Source organism: Snodgrassella sp. B3800, assembly GCF_026535865.1.
GTDB classification, from domain to species: Bacteria; Pseudomonadota; Gammaproteobacteria; order Burkholderiales; family Neisseriaceae; genus Snodgrassella; species Snodgrassella alvi_E.
In genome coordinates this window covers 693,497-710,882 of record NZ_JAFNPH010000001.1, presented here as the reverse complement: position 1 = coordinate 710,882, position 17,386 = coordinate 693,497, and the positions used below count along the sequence as shown (strand labels likewise).

Here is a 17,386-nt window from a genome sequence, read left to right as displayed (position 1 = left end):
TGTTACTTATATGATTTAAACTTATTTTAAATCATATTTCTGACGCTGAAGTTAACGGTGTCAGAGCAATGCAGCCTGTATTTCGGCATTTAATTTGTATAAAAAACGCCCCTGACGCACCAATTCAGCTGCCTTATCCGCCTGATTCTGCGCAAAAGCGGTATCAAGTTTTTGATATAAATGGTTTTGTTCCTGCTGAATGGTTGTTGCCAATTCATGTAGAGTAGCTGTATCCGCCTCAGCTCGTGCATCTTCCAATGTTTCGCGCCACTGCATTTGCTGTATCAGAAATTCGGCTGGAAAATGAGTGTGTTCCGGTGCATCTGCATCTATGCCCTTCTGTTGTAACAGATAGGCCGCACGATCCAAGGGATTGCATAGAATACGATAAGCTTCATTTACCGTGGCTGCCATCATCATGGCCTGCTTCTGCTCAAAGCTGCTGCTGGCTGCAAATTTGTCAGGATGACATTGTGCAGCCAGTAAATGATAATTCTGTTCGAGCTGTTTAATATCAATGTTAAATTGTTCGGGTAGCTGAAACAAAGCAAAGTATTGGTTCATGTATTTCACCTTGTGGTGATAACAGGATAGAAGCAGAAGTCACATCAAAGTAATAAGGCAAATTTGGGATTGTTAATCTGCTTTTTCTGCAGTCAATGTCTCGTTGTGATGCGATACAAGGTAGTAGGTGATCGCTATTGGTAGCAATATTTCGTGCTTATACGTGAAAACTTTCGCCACAACCACACTCATCTTTTGCATTGGGATTGGCAAACTTAAATCCTTCCTGCAAACCTTCTTTAACAAAATCAAGCTCGGTACCATCCAGATAGACATGGCTTTTGGGGTCAACAAAGACTTTGACACCATGTTGCTCAAAAATTAAATCTTCCGGCTGGATTTGGTCGACAAATTCCAGTGTATAGGCCATGCCTGAACAACCGCTATTCTTGACTCCTAGGCGAATACCTTCGCCTTTACCACGTTTGGTCAAATAATTACTGATGTGCTGGGCGGCTTTTTCAGTCAGAGAAATCATATTCTCTCCTGTCAGAACTGAGGCCTGAATGAGCGTTAGTCATTCAGGTTTGATTACGGTTACGGTTAAAACGGCGTTTATAGGAAGAGAGAAAAGAGCGTTTAACGGCGATTTTTTCCTCACAATTACTACAAAAACGCGTGCCAGGATATTGAAACTGGCGTTCGGGTGAAATGGGTTCGTTACATTCAAGACAAAACTGATTGGAACACATTCTGATATTGTTTAGGCGTACTGCATTAACCTGCTGATTATCATTTTTTTCTGTAGTGGATTCATCATTGTTTGCGGTACTGCTTAACATTGTCATATCACTCGTTATGTTTTTTTCGATAATCTGCTACAGCAGCCTTGATGGCATCTTCGGCCAAAATTGAGCAGTGGATTTTCACTGGCGGCAATGCCAGTTCTTCTGCGATGGCACTGTTTTTAATGGCCAGCGCCTCATCCAAACTTTTGCCCTTTACCCATTCTGTAATTAGGCTGGAAGAGGCGATAGCCGAGCCACAACCATAAGTTTTGAATTTAGCGTCTTCGATGATACCGTTATCGCTTACCTTGATTTGCAACTTCATTACATCGCCACAGGCCGGTGCACCCACCATGCCAGTGCCCACGCTCTGGTCGCCCTTTTCAAACGAACCAACATTGCGTGGATTTTCATAATGATCAATGACTTTATCGCTGTAGGCCATGATATGTTCCTTTAACAATTATTATGCTGAGAGGCAAAATCCTATTCTGCACATCAAATAGCCCTCGGTTTAGAGGGAATGCTGCCTTAAACGTTACTAAAGCAGAAACCGAAGGTTACTATTGCACGCAGATTAATGAGCTGCCCACTCCACACTACTTAAATCAATACCTTCTTGATGCATTTCCCACAACGGTGACAACTCGCGTAATTTACCGATTTTGGATTTTATCAGTTCGGCAGCGTAATCCACTTCTTCTTCAGTAGTAAAGCGCCCAAAAGTAATACGCAGCGAACTATGCGCCAATTCATCATTACGGCCAAGAGCGCGCAGCACGTAGCTCGGTTCCAGACTTGCTGAAGTACAAGCAGAACCGCTGGATACCGCAATATCCTTCACCGCCATAATCAGGCTTTCACCTTCCACAAAGTTAAAGCTGATATTCAGATTCTGGTAAACGCGATGTTCAAGGTCGCCATTAATATACACTTCCTCAACATCTTTGATGGCATTAAGAAAACGGTCACGCAGAGCTTTAGCATGCGCATTATCTTTATCCATTTCCAAACGTGCCAGACGGAATGCTTCACCCATACCAACAATCTGATGAGTAGCCAGCGTGCCAGAGCGGAAACCACGCTCATGACCACCACCATGCATCTGTGCATTCAGACGTACACGCGGTTTGCGCCGTACATATAAAGCACCAATACCTTTAGGACCATAGGTTTTGTGAGCCGACATACTGAGTAAGCCAATTTGATTGGCCTTTACATCAATATGTACTTTGCCGGTAGCCTGCGCGGCGTCAACATGAAAAATTACCCCTTTTTCATTGCAGATTGCTCCGATAGCGGCAATATCCTGAATTACGCCGATTTCATTATTCACCCACATTACACTTACAACAGTAGTATCTGGACGGATTGCTGCTTTCAGTTCATCCAAATCAATTAGACCATTTTCTTTTACGCCGAGATAAGTGACTTCAAAACCCTCACGTTCCAGCTCACGCATCGTATCCAGTACAGCTTTATGTTCAGTTCTGACCGTAATCAGATGTTTGCCTTTACTGGCATTGAACTGAGCGGCTCCTTTCAGCGCCAGATTATCCGATTCAGTGGCACCAGACGTAAAAATAATTTCTTTAGAATCAGCACCAATTAATGCAGCAATTTCATTCCGGGCATTTTCTACTGCTTCTTCTGCCTGCCAGCCGAAACTGTGGCTGTTTGAAGCGGGGTTGCCGAAGAATTCAGTCAGATAGGGAATCATTTTCTCTGCTACACGCGGGTCTACTGGCGTGGTGGCTGAATAGTCCAGATAAATAGGAAGTTTTACGGTCATTGTCGTGTTCTCTTTAAATATCTATCACAGCGCTTGTTTTAGTGCAGATTAATCAAGGTAATCGGCTGCTCAAGGCTGCTTTTTTGTTCATTACTGATATTTCGGTAAGATTGTTGATTCAGGATACATTGCAAAGTAATTCCGCGCAGATAATCGTCTATGGTTTTATTTAGGTTGACCCATAAATCGTGAGTCAGACAAGGCGTACCATCCTGACAGTCTGCATGTCCGCCGCACAATGTTGCATCCATCGTGTCTTCTGCAGCTGCAATGATATCGGCAATATTGATATGGTCGGCTGCATGACTTAAAACATAGCCGCCACCCGGTCCGCGGATACTTTCTACTAGCCCTGCACGGCGTAATTTGCCAAAAAGCTGTTCCAGATAAGATAAGGAAATACGCTGGCGCTCACTAATCGCAGTCAGGTTTACCGCACCAGATTGCGCATGCATGGCTAAATCCAGCATGGCAATAACAGCAAAACGCCCCTTGGTGGTTAAACGCATGACAAAACCCGAAATAGATTGACAATGGTTGAATTATCTAATACCCGACAATTTTAGTCAACTTTATTCATGGCTAAATCAAGTAATTATGCTAGAGCCGAAACCAGCCAAAATAAAAGAATCAAATTGAAACCAACCCATTCAGATCGTATAAACCGGCCAGAAATCATAATTGAAAATTATTTATCTGCTTAAACCTAAAGCATTTTTTGATTTTCATCATTAATCACTTCGGCCCAGTTACATAGAGACATTAAAATCGGGCTAAGTAAATGACCTTTGTTGGTAAGTGCATAGCTCACTTGTACGGGAGGTTTATCACCTTTCACCGTTCGAGTAATTAACTCATCCTTCTCTAGCTGTTTAAGCTGAAGGCTTAGCGTCATTTCAGTAATATCTGGCATATTTTTTCTGAGTTCACTGAATCTTTTTGGTTGATTACGTAAATAATAAAGAATCACACCTTTCCATTTACCGCCAATTAGATTCATAGCTAAACTAATATTGCAATGATAGCGTTTACCACGATGGGTAATCGCACAGGAATCATCTGTATGCATGATTTTTTTCCTAACTCTCATATTTGATAGTTATAGTATTTTTTCTAAATTCTACTAAAATTATTTGAGTACATAAAATTTTTATAGTTTATTGAGGAAAAATCATGACCCTAATGATACTGGCGCACCCAGATTTTAAAAACTCCATTGCAAACAAAACAATCTCCGAATCCTTAGCTGTAAGACTACCGGATATAGAGATTAGAAATATTTACAACTTATATCCTGATTATCAGATTGATGTTGATGCCGAGCAACAAGCTTTGCTTCGTCATAAGCTTATTATTCTTCAATACCCAATGTATTGGTTTAATATGCCCGCTATATTAAAAATTTGGTTTGATCAAGTGTTCACTTATCAATTTGCCTATGGTTCACTAGGAAACAAATTGAAAGATAAAAAATTACTCGTCTCTATGACAGTTGGCCAACCAGAGATTAATTTTCAAAAAGAAAATCATTTTCTCATCGATGATTTTTTACAATCAGTAAAACAATCTGCGCAATATACGCAAATGAATTACCTTGGGTATACTGCCTTATATGGTATTTCTCCAGTATCGGGTATAGCAAAAAATGCCATAGCAGCAAAAGCTGAACAACACAGTGGCAGTTTATACAGTCTGATTCAGAAATTTTGCTAAGAAAGATAAAGGTAATTTTGATCAACATAAAAGGCCTGATTCGATTCAGGCCTGTTTAATTAAAGCTTAATCTTGTATAGGTTAACTATAGATTAGCAAAAGCGTCTGTAGCAGCCACCAATGCCGCTTGATTGGCTGGTTCAAATCCAGAATGACCCGCTATGGTGACCACCAGCTTGGCATGAGGCAAAGCCTGTTTTAACTCCCAAGCACTTTCAAATGGTGTGCACATATCATAGCGCCCCTGAACAATCACCATCGGAATATCAGCCAACACTTGAATATTTTCTAGTAAAGCAAATTCACTCGCCAGCCAGCAGCGATGAACAAAATAATGATTTTCAATGCGAGCGATTGCTAATGCTTTATAAGAATCGTCATATTCATCCACACCGGCTTGATCTGGTTCCAAATGAACAATATTGCTTTCCCACTGTGCCCATGCTCGAGCTGCATTAAGCTGGGAGGCTTCGTCGGTATATGGATGGCAAAGCAACTCATGATAGGCATCAATCAGATTGTGTTGTTTATTTTCAGCAATCGGAGCAAGGTAATTTTTCCATGCTTCAGGAAAAAAACGATTGGCACCCTGCTGATTGATCCAATCCATTTCATGTGGACGGCATAAAAATATTCCTCGAAGTACTAGCTCAGACACTCGATGCGGATAAGTTTTTGCATAGGCTAATGCCAACGAACTGCCCCAAGAACCGCCAAAGACTTGCCATCTCTCTATCTGTAGCATTCGGCGTACTTTTTCTATATCTTCTACCAGATCCCAAGTGGTATTGTCATCAATACAAGCATAAGGTAGGGAGCGGCCGCAGCCACGCTGGTCTATAATAATGATGCGGTATTTTTCTGGATTAAAAAAACCTCGGCAAGCTGGTGAAGCTCCTGCACCCGGTCCGCCATGCAAAAAAATTACCGGCTTACCGGCCGGATTACCGCTTGCTTCCCAGTAAATCTGATGAATTGCAGAAACTTGCAACAGGCCAGACTGATATGGCTCAGCTATCGGGTACATAAGTGTATTCCTAAAAATATCTATGTAACTATGTGATTATTCTTAATTCTAAATTAATTGCAATGAGTTTTTAATATAAGTCTGTAAGACAAAACTAAATATTAGCGGAACCATTTGCGCACCGCATCCAAACCACCAAAACGGACACTAATGGTCGTGGCAGCCTGAGTTTTGGGTTTGGCATGATAAGCTACACCAAAACCAGCAGCCTGTAACATCGGAATATCATTGGCACCGTCACCCATAGCCACAATCTGAGACTTAGCCAATCCTAGCATTGCTGAATATTCTGCCAGTAAATCTGCTTTAGCCTGTGCATCGATAATACGGCCGGTTAGCTCGCCAGTTAACTTATCGTTTTGCACTACTAATTGGTTGGCATATGTGTAATCAAGCCCGTATTGCTGTTTGAGACGATCAGTAAAGTAAGTAAAGCCACCTGAAACCAGCATAAACTTTACCCCATATTCTCGACATTGCTGTAGCAGCCATTCGGCTCCCGGTGATAATTTCAAAACTTCGTCATATACTCGGTTAAGTTCAGTAACCGGTAACCCTTTTAACAATGCTACCCGAGCACGTAATGATTGCTCAAAGTCAATTTCTCCCCGCATTGAGCGTTCAGTAATGGCTGTTACTTCTGCCTGCAGACCCACGCCGGCCGCAATTTCATCCACACATTCAATCGTGATCAGGGTTGAATCCATATCGCTGACAATCAGACCCAAGTCAGCAAAACGCTCATCCGGTAGAATAGCAAAATCTATATGCTGCGCCAGTAGCTTAGCTTGTACTGCCTCTTCAAGCTTGAATTCTTTCCGCACCGGTAAGCGTAATACTGATTTATTGAAACTGTACTCAGGTGAAATAGGCATAATTGCATCTAATGCAGACAAATCACAGGAAAGCAAATCAGCATGCTGTAAAACCAGAACGAAACTCATGACAAATACACAGCTTGATAAAAATGCCCAGTATAGACATCAGTATCAGGCTTGACAACAAACGGCTGGAAAAGAAACGATTTCAATAAATAATGAAATATCACCAGCTGATTTAAACCCAATTAACCTAATAAAAAATAAAATAAATATTATTTACATTAGATTCTTAAAATCTAATGAAAAAACACAGACCAGTTTGTACAATGCAGCTTTTTGTCCAAAATAGCGGCGGTAAAAGAATAAATTAATATCCAGAAATTTCAGAATTATTGCTATTATTCCAGTCCGCATCTTTATGGAGTTATTACATGCAACACCCCTCAACCACCTCATCGGCGGTCGATCAATACCGGGAATTAACCATTCGCGGCATGATCTTAGGTGCACTCATCACTGTTATCTTTACAGCATCTAATGTATATCTGGGGCTAAAAGTCGGCCTGACATTTGCATCATCCATACCAGCAGCCGTGATATCCATGGCTGTACTCAAATGCTTTCAAGGTTCAAATATTCTTGAAAACAACATGGTACAAACACAGGCTTCAGCCGCCGGAACATTGTCTTCAATAATTTTCGTCTTACCCGGCCTGCTGATGATTGGCTACTGGCAAGGCTTTCCCTTCTGGCAGACCACTTTAATATGTGTGGCTGGTGGTATTTTGGGTGTTATTTTTACCGTACCCCTGCGCCATGTACTGGTTGTTAAAAGTGATTTACCTTATCCAGAAGGCTTGGCTGCTGCCGAAATACTCAAAGCCGGAGATCACAATCAGCCGCAGAACGATGCTGATGCTCAGGAACCACAAAGTGGAGTAAAACAAATTGTTACCGGCGGTATACTCTCAGGTATATTCAGCTTTTTGGTCAGTGGATTGCGCATAATTAGCGAAAGCGCTAGCGCTTGGTTTAAAGTAGGGGGAGCAGTTTTTCAGGTACCCATGGGATTCTCACTTGCTCTACTGGGTGCCGGCTGGCTGGTAGGAATTACGGGTGGTATAGCCGTCTTATTGGGTATGTTTTTCTCATGGGGCATAGCAGTACCGTATTTTACCAGCACCACACCCATGCCTGAACATGCAAGCATGATTGATTTTGCCATCAATTTGTGGGTTACCAAAGTTCGTTATATTGGCGCTGGGGCAATAGCCGTGGCAGCAATCTGGACTTTAATCACCCTGTTCAAACCAATGCTTGAGGGCATGAAGCTATCTTTTCAGGCTTTTAGTTCCAGCTCAGATAGCGCACAGACACAGGAACGGGTGAATCAGGATTTATCTCCTAAAACCATGCTACTTATTGTGCTTGCTACATTGATTATTCTGGCAGCCACCTTTTATAGTTTTATTTCCTCTGTGCATATATCCGTTGGACTTGCCTGTGCGCTGGTAGCTTGTGCCACAATTATGGCATTTATTATTGGTTTTCTTGTGGCTGCGGCCAGTGGCTACATGGCCGGCCTGATTGGTTCTTCTTCAAGCCCAATATCCAGTATCGGAATCGTTTCAATTGTTATTATATCTTTAGTATTCATGGTAATTGGCCAGTCAAGTGGCATCTTTGCTATGGCAGGTGGCAACCAGTTTATGACCGCACTGGCGTTGTTTACAGCATCTGTAGTCATGGCTATTTCTACTATTTCAAATGACAATTTGCAGGATTTAAAAACCGGCCATCTCGTGCACGCCACTCCATGGCGTCAACAGGTTGCCCTGATTATCGGCTGTATTGTTGGTGCCATTGTTATTTCGCCAGTACTGGAATTGCTATATAACGCTTATGGCTTTACTGGCGCGTTGCCAAGAGCAAATATGGATGCAGCACAGGCATTGTCTGCGCCGCAGGCTACGCTGATGACTACTATAGCCAAAGGTATTTTCTCCCATAATCTGGAATGGACCTATATTAAAATAGGTGTCTTCCTAGGTATATTTCTTATCCTTCTGGATTTAGTAGTCAAAAAACTGCGCCCGGGCTGGAGTGTGCCTCCATTGGCAGTAGGTATGGGCATTTACCTGCCTGCTTCTGTAAATATGCCCATTTTTATTGGCACCGTACTTTCATACTTCTGTATGCGTCACATTAGAAATCGATACAGCGACCCTAAAACACAGCAGCGTGAGCTAAAAGGCACTGACCGCCGTGGAACTTTACTGGCAGCTGGCTTGATTGTTGGTGAAAGTATTGTTGGCGTGGTCATGGCCATGGTAATTGTGGTTTCCATTGCGTTAGGTGAAGGAGAAGCGCCGCTGGCTCTGAATTTGCATAACTGGGATAAAATGAGTGAGCTCTTGGGACTAATATTCTTTGCTTGCGCTATCATTTTCTTGATAAGACGCATTATTAGAAAATAGAAATAAGAGAAGTAATAAAAAAACAGCGTGTTAAAACGCTGTTTTTTGTTACGGTAGCTTAATTAGACTGCCTCTGACCAAGATATAATCCTAGTCAACAACATAGAGAAAATAGTTAAGGAATGCAGTAATTAAAAATAAATAGAATTGGACTGATAAAATTTTGACCAATACTTAAAAAAATTGAATAATCAGATTCATAATCTAAGCAATTAAATTAGCTTCGCAATTTGGCACGCCTACAGGGATTCGAACCCCGGTTGCCGCCGTGAAAGGGCAGTGTCCTCGGCCACTAGACGATAGGCGCGTGCATAATAGGCGTGCGAATTATCCCTAAGTGTGCATAGATGTGTCAAATTGTGTGGGTGAGTGGATTTTTGCTAAAATATCAACATACCAGTATATTTATCAAATAGAAATGTACTGAACTTTATTCAATTTACTATAAATTCATCTGTGGTTTTATTCAAAATTGGATATGAATAAAAATAGTATTTTATAAGCACTGTCAAAATTAATTCGAATAAAAATATTCTTTATTTCTAAATCTAATCAAAACAGACTTAATTTACCGGTATTAAATTATTTTTATAAATTAAATAATTCAAAAGGGCAAAAAAAAAATTTTACTTTGAAACAAGAAAATTAATTTATTTTCAATTTATCTGTTAGTAATGGAAATTACTTAATTATTGATGGTAATATTGTATTATGGTAATGGATTCAGGTTTCATTTATACCGTTATATAAAGGAATTAAACAAATTAATAAGTAAAGGTGATGATTTTTGTCTGTTATTTGAATCACAGCAAAACACAAATTCAATTAACAGGTTAAATATTATCTGGTGACAAAGGATTAATGTTAATGAAAAACGGTTTTGCCTCTATTGTTCTGGCTATATTGTTATCTTGCTCTTTAAGCAATGTTTTTGCTTATAAACCTTCGCAGTTTGATAAAATAAGGCTTAAAGAAAATTGCAAAAATGAGCAGGAGTCGCCTTTTAAAGATTTTGCCGGTACGCCCAGTTGTGACAAGCTGAAAAAAATTGAAATAGAGGAAAATCAGCCGATCTATCGGGTAAAGCAGGAATCGTAAGATTTGTTTATCTGCAAAGCTTTATGTTTTGGATAGTCTAAGGTGGGAATATAAATTCCATTAACTCTGATTTTAATGATGGTACTGCTTCTTTGCTGCAAAATGCCGCGGCTATGTCTATTATCTGCAACAATTAATTAAGCGCTGAACAGAAAAATGCCTAAATCAGCTTCAAGGTGGTTAAATATCTGCTCTATTGTTGCTGTGAAGAAGCACTTGTTCTGCATGAAATAGTGTATATGCTGGCCAAACGCGTTGCTCTAAGCAATAAGTGTTTTATTTCATTTTTTCTGAATATATCAAATTATAGCTGATTTAAAAAAATCATTATGTTATATTAGATAAACCTTTATCATTAAATATATAAGCATAAGAATTAGGTTTATTATATAAAAAATATAACCAAAATATACTTTCCTATTAAACCTGTGTTAAATAAAGTTTTGTTAGATTTTTGTAATGAAATAAATAATCAAAAGCCTTTATTAGTTAATGTTTTCCTGCCGATGATGCTCTTGTACATGAGTGTATAGATAATGTTTCTGAATATATAAAAGTTAATAGTCGAGATAGATGTTACACCAAGAAAATATGCTTCAAAAAAATTATTTTTACCAAATATAAATATAAAATATGAAGGATATCAAATTAATAATATTAGAAAACCTTTAACAAATTTGTCTTGTGTGCAAAATTATAGAGAATTACTTAATAAAAAAATTTGAAATTCTAAACAATGAAAATTTTAAAAATAAATTTGGGTTACTTAAATTATCTGGTAGAGATTCAGAACAAATGAATGGAATTTCAAATTAAATTTTTCATTTAAGTCCTGAAATTTTCAAATATGAATAAGTTATTGGACTTTATCAACCTTGTCCTTGTGGAAAAAGAAAATAGTGTGACTTTAAATAGCATTGAAACCAATAATCTATCAAGTTTATTAATATTGATAAATTATAAATATTAATATTTAATTTATATTTATGAACATTGTTTTTAATATATATAATTGTATTAAAATTCAAATAATTTTAAAAAAGTTATTTTAATAAAGTTGTTGTTGCCAAGTTAAAATGAATTAAATTAATAAGCTTATTAAAAATTCTGAAATTGATATATTGATATATGGATGGATAATTTCTTATTAATAATATTTTCATAGAAATACTTTCTTAAATTGGGAAATTTATCCTTGCTTGAAAAAAGATTAGTTCATTATAGGTTGGTTTTTTAGTATCCAGTTGAATTTTTAGCCCATGCAATTGCGCTACCCCCTCTACAATCGATAACCCCAGTCCGCTGCCGCTGCTATCCTGTCCGGCCGGCCGGAAAAACCGTTCGCGCAGGCGTTGCATGTTTTCGGGGGCGATGGCGTTGCAAGGGTTGGTGATGGTGATACTGTCGGCTGCTAGAGTGAGGTTGATGGTGCTGTGTTCGGGGCTGTAGCGGATGGCGTTATCCAGTAGGTTGCGGATAAGTATGGTCAGCAGGGTCGGGTCGCCGGTCAGAGGGAGTATGTCTGCTGTTTCGGCCTGATACTGGCGCCGGATGCGACAGTGGCGTTCACGTGCTTGAAGACTGACGTTTTCAATGGCTTCGTTGGTGATTTCTGTCCAGTTTACTGCGGTGGTATAAGTCGGGGAGGTAAGTGGGTCGAGGCGGGAAAGGGTGAGGAGCTGGTCGACGAGATGAGTGGTGCGGTCGATGCTGTGTTCGATGGTGCGTACGCGCTGCTGTTGGGCATCGCTGAGGCTGGTTAATGCCAATACTTCTGTTTGTACTTTGAGGGCAGCCAGCGGGCTGCGCAGTTCATGTGCGGCATCAGCAGTAAAACGCAGCTCACGGGCTCGGGTTTGTTCAATACGCTGGAGTAAGTCGTTCAGCGCGTTAATCATGGGTTGTATTTCGCTGGGAACGTCGCTGGTAATGGGCGTGACGCTATGCGGATCTCGCTGGTATAGGGTCTGGGTTAATTTTTGCAGAGGTCTGGTGCCTCGACGGACGCCCCATACAATGAGCCATAGCAGCAAGGGGATGGCAAGAATAGACACGGCTAATTGTGACCATACGGCGCGTAAGACGGTTTGCAGGCGTTCATGCATGCTGAAGGATACGGCTACTTGAAGTTGCTGCTGAGGGTTATTCAGGTAAAAGAGGCGCCATGCGTGACTTTGCCACCATTCCCCCTGATTGATGAAGCCTTGATAGTTGTTGCGATATGGGATGCTGTGGCCGGTTTGGTCTGCGTTGATAAGCTGTCCTTTGTACCAGATGGCATAGCCGGATTCTTTGCTGTCGATGAGTCCACGTTGTTTTTGTGGTATTTCCGGCAGGGTTGGGTAATGACTGGTATCAAGGTTGATGGGAGTATGCATCAGCCGCTGTGCGAGCTGGCTCATTTGAGTATCGCCGGCTTCGTCTATTTCATGCATGACGGCTGCTGCGCTAATAAAGGCAGTGACTAGCCACAAAATGGGCAGGGTGGCACCAAGATAGATAAGTAATCGCCGGCTGATGGCGGTGGTGGGCTTCATGGTGCCTCTCCGAGCTGATAGCCAAGACCGCGGCGGGTGCGGATGATGCTGGCACCGATTTTTTTGCGTAAATGATGTACGTGGACTTCTACGGCGTTGCTCTCAACTTCTTGCTCCCAGCTATAAAGTTTGTCTTCGATCTGAGCCCGCGTAAATACGCGCTGGGGGTGAGTAACGAGTAGTTGCAGCAGCAACCATTCGCGCTGGGTGAGATTTAGTGGCTGGCCATATAAGCTGGCGCTACAGCTGTTGAGACTAAGGATAAGCTGGCCAAAGCTGATTTGGGTCTGGCTGATGCCCTGACTGCGCCTTATCAAGGCGTGAAGGCGGGCAATGACCTCATCTAAGGCAAAGGGTTTGCATAGGTAATCATCTGCTCCGGCATTGAGACCAGCTAGCCGGTCTGGCAAGGCATCCCGTGCAGTAAGAATGAGTACGGGAGTATTGATTTCCTGTTCGCGCCAGTGTCTGAGTACGTCCATACCGTCTGTTTCGGCTAGACTTAAATCGAGTATAACGGCGTCGTATGGAGCAGCGCTCAGCGCTTGTTCACCCAGACGTCCGGAAGCAAAGATATCACAGGCCATGCCATGCTGGTGTAAGCCTGCATGCAGGCCATCTGCAATATCGCTGTCGTCTTCGAGTATCAGTATGCGCATGCTTTTTATATTGTTATGCCGATTATTCGACCGATCATGCTGGTAAAAGCGAGTGCCAGAGCACCGAGGATGATGATGCGGATGACTGCCGGTCGTTTGGGTGCCCCACCTAGATGGGCTGAGATGCAACCGAGGACGCCGAGACCGATTACGGTGGTGACAGCCAGTGTGCTCATTAGCCAAACGGTTGAGCTTAGTAGTGATAGTAATACGGGTAGTAGGGCGCCGCAAGCAAAAGAAAAGGCAGAAGCCATCGCTGCTTGCAAAGGGTTGGCTTTACTAACTTCGGTGATGCCGATTTCTTCGCGGGCGTGGGCTTCGAGGGCGTTGTGTTTGGTTAATGCTTCTGCTACTTGCTGTGCCAGTGTCTGATTTAAGCCGCGCTGCCTGTATATATCAGTAAGTTCTGCCAGCTCAATTTCGGGATAGCGAGTGAGAGAGTCGAGTTCTTTGCGTAAATCGGCAGCTTCAGTATCGCGCTGGCTGGATACGGAAACATATTCCCCGGCGGCCATGGAGACAGCACCGGATACAAGGGCAGCAATACCGGTAATGAGCAGGGTTTGGTGGTTTGGTTCAGCAGCGGCCAGACCCATCAACAGGCTGGCTGTAGAAATGAGGCCATCATTGGCACCGAGTACGCTGGCTCGCAGCCAGTTATTACGGTTGGAAAAATGTTTTTCTTCATGCCAGGATTGATTCATTTGTGGCTCCTGATATGTACAGGTTAATGCTTTTTGTTCTATACCGTATCACATCGCTATGGGGTGTGGGTACGGTTTACCTTAAGCTTCACTTAAGGCTGTTTTTTTACACTTGCCACTGTTTGGTTAACAGGGGCTAGCAAATGCAGTCTAAATGGGTTTTGAGCAGTAATCGAACGGTGTTATTGCTGAGTGTTTATATTTCTGTAGTTTTGAATTTCGGCTTCTGGAAATATCTGGTGCAGCATGTTAGTTTTAATCACAACATCATATTATGGTTAACTATACCCTTTTTTCTGCTGGCGGCGATGAATTTATGTATGCAATTGCTGTTTTGGCCTTATTTGCATCGGGTGATGGTGCCTTTGTTGCTGCTACTAGGTTCGGCAGTAAGCTATGCGGTAATGATGCAGAATATTTATTTTGATGCGAATATGCTGCAAAATATTATTCAGACTAATGTTGGTGAGGCTGGAGCTTGGTTGACGCCACAATTTTGGATGTGGCTGGGGATAACGGGTTTGTTACCGGCACAGTGGTATTGCTGGGGGATAAAGATTGGCTATGCTCGTCCTTGGTTTCGTGAGCTAGGTGGGCGTTTGTTGGTGATGGGTGGTTCTCTGGCTATGGTGGCAGCGATTATTTTTCTGGCATATGGTAGCTATATTTCTTTTTTTCGTAATAATAAGGCTGTGAATCATCTGATTGTGCCAACAAATATTGTGGGTGCGGCATTGAAAACCGCTTATAACGCTTATGATGCGCACCAGCCGTTACAGAAAATTGGGCTGGATGCCCGTCATCAGCAACAGGGGCCGAAGCGGTTGCTTGTGGTGGTGATGGGAGAAACCACGCGTGCACAAAGCTGGGGCCTGAATGGTTATCAGCGCCAGACTACGCCGGAGCTGGCGGCGATGGGAGAGCAAGTAATTAATTTTCCGCAAGTCACTTCTTGTGGTACGGCAACGGCGATATCTTTACCATGCCTGTTTTCCAATATGCCACGTCAGCACTATAAAGCCAATTTGGCTAAACATCAGGAAGGTTTATTGGATGTTTTGCAACGTGCGGGTGTGGATGTGCTGTGGCGTGATAATGATGGCGGTTGTAAAGGGGTGTGCGAGCGCATTCGCCATGTGGATGTACGAGATTGGGCACCGAATTTGAAATGCAACGGTGATGGGTGTTTGGATGAGAGTCTGTTGCTTAATTTACGGACTGCGATTACTGATTTACCGGATGATGCCGTGCTCGTACTGCATACCATGGGTAGCCACGGACCAGCTTATTATCAGCGTTATACAGATGCGTTTCGGCGGTTTACGCCTACCTGTGATACCAATCAGATTCAGCAGTGCAGTAATGAGGAATTGCGCAATACTTATGATAATACGGTGTTGTATACGGATCATGTGCTGGCTGAATTGATTAAGCTGTTGCAGCAGGAAAAGGGACTGGCCAGTGCCATGTGGTATTTTTCTGACCACGGTGAATCTTTGGGCGAAAATGGAATGTATCTGCATGCCACACCATACGCAATCGCGCCGGCAGAACAGACCCACGTGCCGATGGTGTTTTGGGCTAATCAGGATTTTGCCCGTGTCAGCCATTTGGACATGGGCTGTCTGCGCCGGCATGCTCAGCAGCAGGCCTATTCACACGATAATATTTTTCACTCAATGCTTGGATTGATGGATGTGCACACTAATGAATATCAGGCACAGCTTGATTTATTTGCAGAGTGCCGGTCGAAAGAGTAAATGATTCAGTTGAGTTGGTAATAAATGTTTAGGTTTGGTCGGTTTCGGGCTGGGTGGGGATAAATTACTGTAGCCATTGGTGCGTTGCAGTGGTATCAAATGCCTGACTGGCATAGCTCATTAATAGGAGATTATCCGGCTAGTACGCATCATATTTTTCCAGTTTTCTTTCCGGTACCTGCTCGGCCAGTATCCACGCTTCATCCTGCTGGGCTTGTGCCAGATGTTGCAGGATGGTTTTTATTTGCTCAATAAATATAAAATGTAAAAAGGTATAGTAGTGGGCGATTGTTTCGCCATTAAGGTCTGAAATCTAAATATTTAAGAGATTTGGGGGGTAAGTGTTTCATCTACACAAAACTTTAATTAAACATGAAAAATGTAAATTAATAATTGAAGCGCTACAAAATAATATTCGAACAATGTTGACTGATATTTGCATCGCTTTGCTCTGGTTCACACCTTAAAAATTAATTACCTTATCAGCGTCCAGCTTCAGGACGCTGTGGTGCAAGCTGCCGTATAATCTCCTCTTTCTCAGTTGAATGTGAAAGACATAACGCATGTGGTTTAAGCAATTAACTATTTATCCGCTTAATAAAGAGAATTTACCGGCTCTGGAAACTTTGGCCGACAAACTCGCTCAAGCTGAATTCAAGCCATGTATGGGGCTGGACTGGGATAGCATCGGATTTGCCAGCCCAGTATCATTTAGCCCGGAAATGGTGTTTCCGGCACAAAACACTTTGCGTATAGCATTAAAAAAAGAAGAAAAAGTATTACCGGCTGCAGTGGTACGCGATATTTTGGAAGAAAAAATCAGCGAAATCCGGGAAGCAGAAGGGCGTAATGTTGGCCGCAAGGAAAAGATGGAACTAAAAGAAACCATCACAGATGATTTACTGCCGCGTGCCTTTACCAAAAGCAGCAAAACAGAAGCGTTAATTGATACGCAGCGTGGTCTGCTGCTGATTAATCAGGCCAACACCAATCGCGCAGAAATGCTGCTTACCAAATTGCGTGATGCATTGGGCGGTTTGGAAGCTAGGCTACCGCGAACCCAGCAATCGCCGGGCAGCCTGATGACAGAGTGGCTGCTGAATGGTGCTGCAGCCGGCCATTTTGAGCTCGACAGTGATTGTGAACTGAAAGGTCTGGGTGATGCTGCACCGGTGGTGCGCATCAGCCATCAGGATTTGACTGCCGAAGAAGTGGTTAATCTGGTGAAAAACGGTAAAGTCGTTACTCAGCTGGGGCTAAGCTGGCAGGATAGAGTGCGCTTTGTGCTCACACAGGATTTTACTCTGAAGCGCATCCAGTTTCTGGACGTGATTCAAGAAGAAGCAGCCGGTCAGGGTGATGATATACAGAGCATAACTTTTGCTTCACAGATTCTGATGGCTGAAGCTTTGGGCGATCTGCTGGCTGAGCTGGTGCATCATCTTGGTGGCTGGATGGCCGATTAAATGTATATGCAGGCGTAAATTGCCGCAATAGGCCTGCAAC

Annotated in this window: 17 protein-coding genes and 1 tRNA gene; 5 read left to right on the top strand and 13 right to left on the bottom strand. The window is 42.4% G+C overall.

The features are described 5' to 3' along the window. Positions 1–60: 60 nt before the first annotated feature. The 7 genes from hscB to J3U64_RS03155 form a co-directional block, all read right to left on the bottom strand. Positions 61–564: a Fe-S protein assembly co-chaperone HscB gene (hscB, locus tag J3U64_RS03185; protein ID WP_267391372.1), complete on the bottom strand. Its 504-nt coding sequence runs from the start codon at positions 562–564 to the stop codon at positions 61–63. A gap of 157 nt (positions 565–721) precedes the next feature. Further along, positions 722–1,042 carry an iron-sulfur cluster assembly protein IscA gene (iscA, locus tag J3U64_RS03180; RefSeq protein WP_100139739.1) on the bottom strand — a complete coding sequence of 107 codons (321 nt, stop codon included), beginning with the start codon at positions 1,040–1,042 and terminating at the stop codon, positions 722–724. A gap of 43 nt (positions 1,043–1,085) precedes the next feature. Continuing rightward, complete coding sequence (locus J3U64_RS03175) at positions 1,086–1,346, bottom strand: TraR/DksA C4-type zinc finger protein (protein WP_267391371.1); 261 nt, start codon at positions 1,344–1,346, stop codon at positions 1,086–1,088. Positions 1,347–1,353: 7 nt separating this feature from the next. Beyond that, positions 1,354–1,737, bottom strand: coding sequence for a Fe-S cluster assembly scaffold IscU (gene iscU, locus J3U64_RS03170; RefSeq protein WP_025330175.1), 384 nt, complete (start codon positions 1,735–1,737; stop codon positions 1,354–1,356). Between the two features lie 132 nt (positions 1,738–1,869). Next, positions 1,870–3,084, bottom strand: coding sequence for an IscS subfamily cysteine desulfurase (locus J3U64_RS03165; protein WP_100139741.1), 1,215 nt, complete (start codon positions 3,082–3,084; stop codon positions 1,870–1,872). 38 nt (positions 3,085–3,122) lie between these two features. After that, entirely contained in the window at positions 3,123–3,593 is a 471-nt protein-coding gene (locus J3U64_RS03160) for an Rrf2 family transcriptional regulator (protein WP_100139742.1), read from the bottom strand. A 197-nt stretch (positions 3,594–3,790) separates the two neighbouring features. Then, complete coding sequence (locus tag J3U64_RS03155) at positions 3,791–4,153, bottom strand: winged helix-turn-helix transcriptional regulator (protein WP_218966444.1); 363 nt, start codon at positions 4,151–4,153, stop codon at positions 3,791–3,793. A 104-nt stretch (positions 4,154–4,257) separates the two neighbouring features. Here J3U64_RS03155 and J3U64_RS03150 point away from each other — a divergent pair, with 104 nt between their 5' ends. Beyond that, a complete protein-coding gene (locus J3U64_RS03150) occupies positions 4,258–4,797 on the top strand; it encodes an NAD(P)H-dependent oxidoreductase (RefSeq protein ID WP_267408248.1) in 540 nt (179 codons plus the stop codon). 85 nt (positions 4,798–4,882) lie between these two features. Here J3U64_RS03150 and pip read toward each other — a convergent pair whose 3' ends face one another. Continuing rightward, complete coding sequence (gene pip / locus J3U64_RS03145; RefSeq protein ID WP_267408247.1) at positions 4,883–5,824, bottom strand: prolyl aminopeptidase; 942 nt, start codon at positions 5,822–5,824, stop codon at positions 4,883–4,885. A gap of 101 nt (positions 5,825–5,925) precedes the next feature. After that, positions 5,926–6,768: a phosphoserine phosphatase SerB gene (serB, locus tag J3U64_RS03140; protein ID WP_267408246.1), complete on the bottom strand. Its 843-nt coding sequence runs from the start codon at positions 6,766–6,768 to the stop codon at positions 5,926–5,928. 308 nt (positions 6,769–7,076) lie between these two features. Between serB and J3U64_RS03135 the strand changes: the two genes are divergently transcribed. Beyond that, the gene (locus J3U64_RS03135; protein ID WP_267408245.1) at positions 7,077–9,122 is read left to right on the top strand and encodes an OPT family oligopeptide transporter; all 2,046 of its coding nucleotides are present in this window, start codon (positions 7,077–7,079) and stop codon (positions 9,120–9,122) included. Positions 9,123–9,353: 231 nt separating this feature from the next. Here J3U64_RS03135 and J3U64_RS03130 read toward each other — a convergent pair. Beyond that, a tRNA-Glu gene (locus tag J3U64_RS03130) sits at positions 9,354–9,429 on the bottom strand. Between the two features lie 560 nt (positions 9,430–9,989). Between J3U64_RS03130 and J3U64_RS03125 the strand changes: the two genes are divergently transcribed. Next, positions 9,990–10,220, top strand: coding sequence for a hypothetical protein (locus J3U64_RS03125; RefSeq protein WP_267408244.1), 231 nt, complete (start codon positions 9,990–9,992; stop codon positions 10,218–10,220). 1,175 nt (positions 10,221–11,395) lie between these two features. Here the strand turns inward: J3U64_RS03125 and J3U64_RS03120 are convergent. From J3U64_RS03120 to J3U64_RS03110, 3 genes are read right to left on the bottom strand one after another with little or no spacing between them, the layout of a single operon-like run. Further along, positions 11,396–12,757, bottom strand: a complete 1,362-nt coding sequence (locus tag J3U64_RS03120; RefSeq protein ID WP_267408243.1) for an ATP-binding protein — start codon at positions 12,755–12,757, stop codon at positions 11,396–11,398. Further along, the gene (locus J3U64_RS03115; protein WP_267391293.1) at positions 12,754–13,416 is read right to left on the bottom strand and encodes a response regulator; all 663 of its coding nucleotides are present in this window, start codon (positions 13,414–13,416) and stop codon (positions 12,754–12,756) included. The genes J3U64_RS03120 and J3U64_RS03115 overlap by 4 nt, the downstream gene beginning before the upstream one ends. Before the next feature lie 5 nt (positions 13,417–13,421). Beyond that, positions 13,422–14,120, bottom strand: a complete 699-nt coding sequence (locus J3U64_RS03110; RefSeq protein WP_267408242.1) for a VIT1/CCC1 transporter family protein — start codon at positions 14,118–14,120, stop codon at positions 13,422–13,424. 143 nt (positions 14,121–14,263) lie between these two features. Here J3U64_RS03110 and J3U64_RS03105 point away from each other — a divergent pair, with 143 nt between their 5' ends. Then, positions 14,264–15,880: a phosphoethanolamine transferase gene (locus J3U64_RS03105; protein ID WP_267408241.1), complete on the top strand. Its 1,617-nt coding sequence runs from the start codon at positions 14,264–14,266 to the stop codon at positions 15,878–15,880. A gap of 563 nt (positions 15,881–16,443) precedes the next feature. Then, entirely contained in the window at positions 16,444–17,346 is a 903-nt protein-coding gene (locus tag J3U64_RS03100; protein WP_267391284.1) for a recombination-associated protein RdgC, read from the top strand. Positions 17,347–17,386 lie beyond the last annotated feature (40 nt).

Bases quoted from the DNA above. Each gene is read 5' to 3' on its own strand.
- iscA (WP_100139739.1), bottom strand. From the start codon at position 1,042: ATGATTTCTCTGACTGAAAAAGCCGCCCAGCACATCAGTAATTATTTG.
- J3U64_RS03100 (WP_267391284.1), top strand. From the start codon at position 16,444: ATGTGGTTTAAGCAATTAACTATTTATCCGCTTAATAAAGAGAATTTA.
- J3U64_RS03165 (WP_100139741.1), bottom strand. From the start codon at position 3,084: ATGACCGTAAAACTTCCTATTTATCTGGACTATTCAGCCACCACGCCA.
- J3U64_RS03110 (WP_267408242.1), bottom strand. From the start codon at position 14,120: ATGAATCAATCCTGGCATGAAGAAAAACATTTTTCCAACCGTAATAAC.
- J3U64_RS03155 (WP_218966444.1), bottom strand. From the start codon at position 4,153: ATGCATACAGATGATTCCTGTGCGATTACCCATCGTGGTAAACGCTAT.
- J3U64_RS03120 (WP_267408243.1), bottom strand. From the start codon at position 12,757: ATGAAGCCCACCACCGCCATCAGCCGGCGATTACTTATCTATCTTGGT.
- J3U64_RS03160 (WP_100139742.1), bottom strand. From the start codon at position 3,593: ATGCGTTTAACCACCAAGGGGCGTTTTGCTGTTATTGCCATGCTGGAT.
- hscB (WP_267391372.1), bottom strand. From the start codon at position 564: ATGAACCAATACTTTGCTTTGTTTCAGCTACCCGAACAATTTAACATT.
- J3U64_RS03175 (WP_267391371.1), bottom strand. From the start codon at position 1,346: ATGTTAAGCAGTACCGCAAACAATGATGAATCCACTACAGAAAAAAAT.
- J3U64_RS03105 (WP_267408241.1), top strand. From the start codon at position 14,264: ATGCAGTCTAAATGGGTTTTGAGCAGTAATCGAACGGTGTTATTGCTG.
- serB (WP_267408246.1), bottom strand. From the start codon at position 6,768: ATGAGTTTCGTTCTGGTTTTACAGCATGCTGATTTGCTTTCCTGTGAT.
- J3U64_RS03125 (WP_267408244.1), top strand. From the start codon at position 9,990: ATGAAAAACGGTTTTGCCTCTATTGTTCTGGCTATATTGTTATCTTGC.
- pip (WP_267408247.1), bottom strand. From the start codon at position 5,824: ATGTACCCGATAGCTGAGCCATATCAGTCTGGCCTGTTGCAAGTTTCT.
- J3U64_RS03150 (WP_267408248.1), top strand. From the start codon at position 4,258: ATGACCCTAATGATACTGGCGCACCCAGATTTTAAAAACTCCATTGCA.
- J3U64_RS03135 (WP_267408245.1), top strand. From the start codon at position 7,077: ATGCAACACCCCTCAACCACCTCATCGGCGGTCGATCAATACCGGGAA.
- J3U64_RS03115 (WP_267391293.1), bottom strand. From the start codon at position 13,416: ATGCGCATACTGATACTCGAAGACGACAGCGATATTGCAGATGGCCTG.
- iscU (WP_025330175.1), bottom strand. From the start codon at position 1,737: ATGGCCTACAGCGATAAAGTCATTGATCATTATGAAAATCCACGCAAT.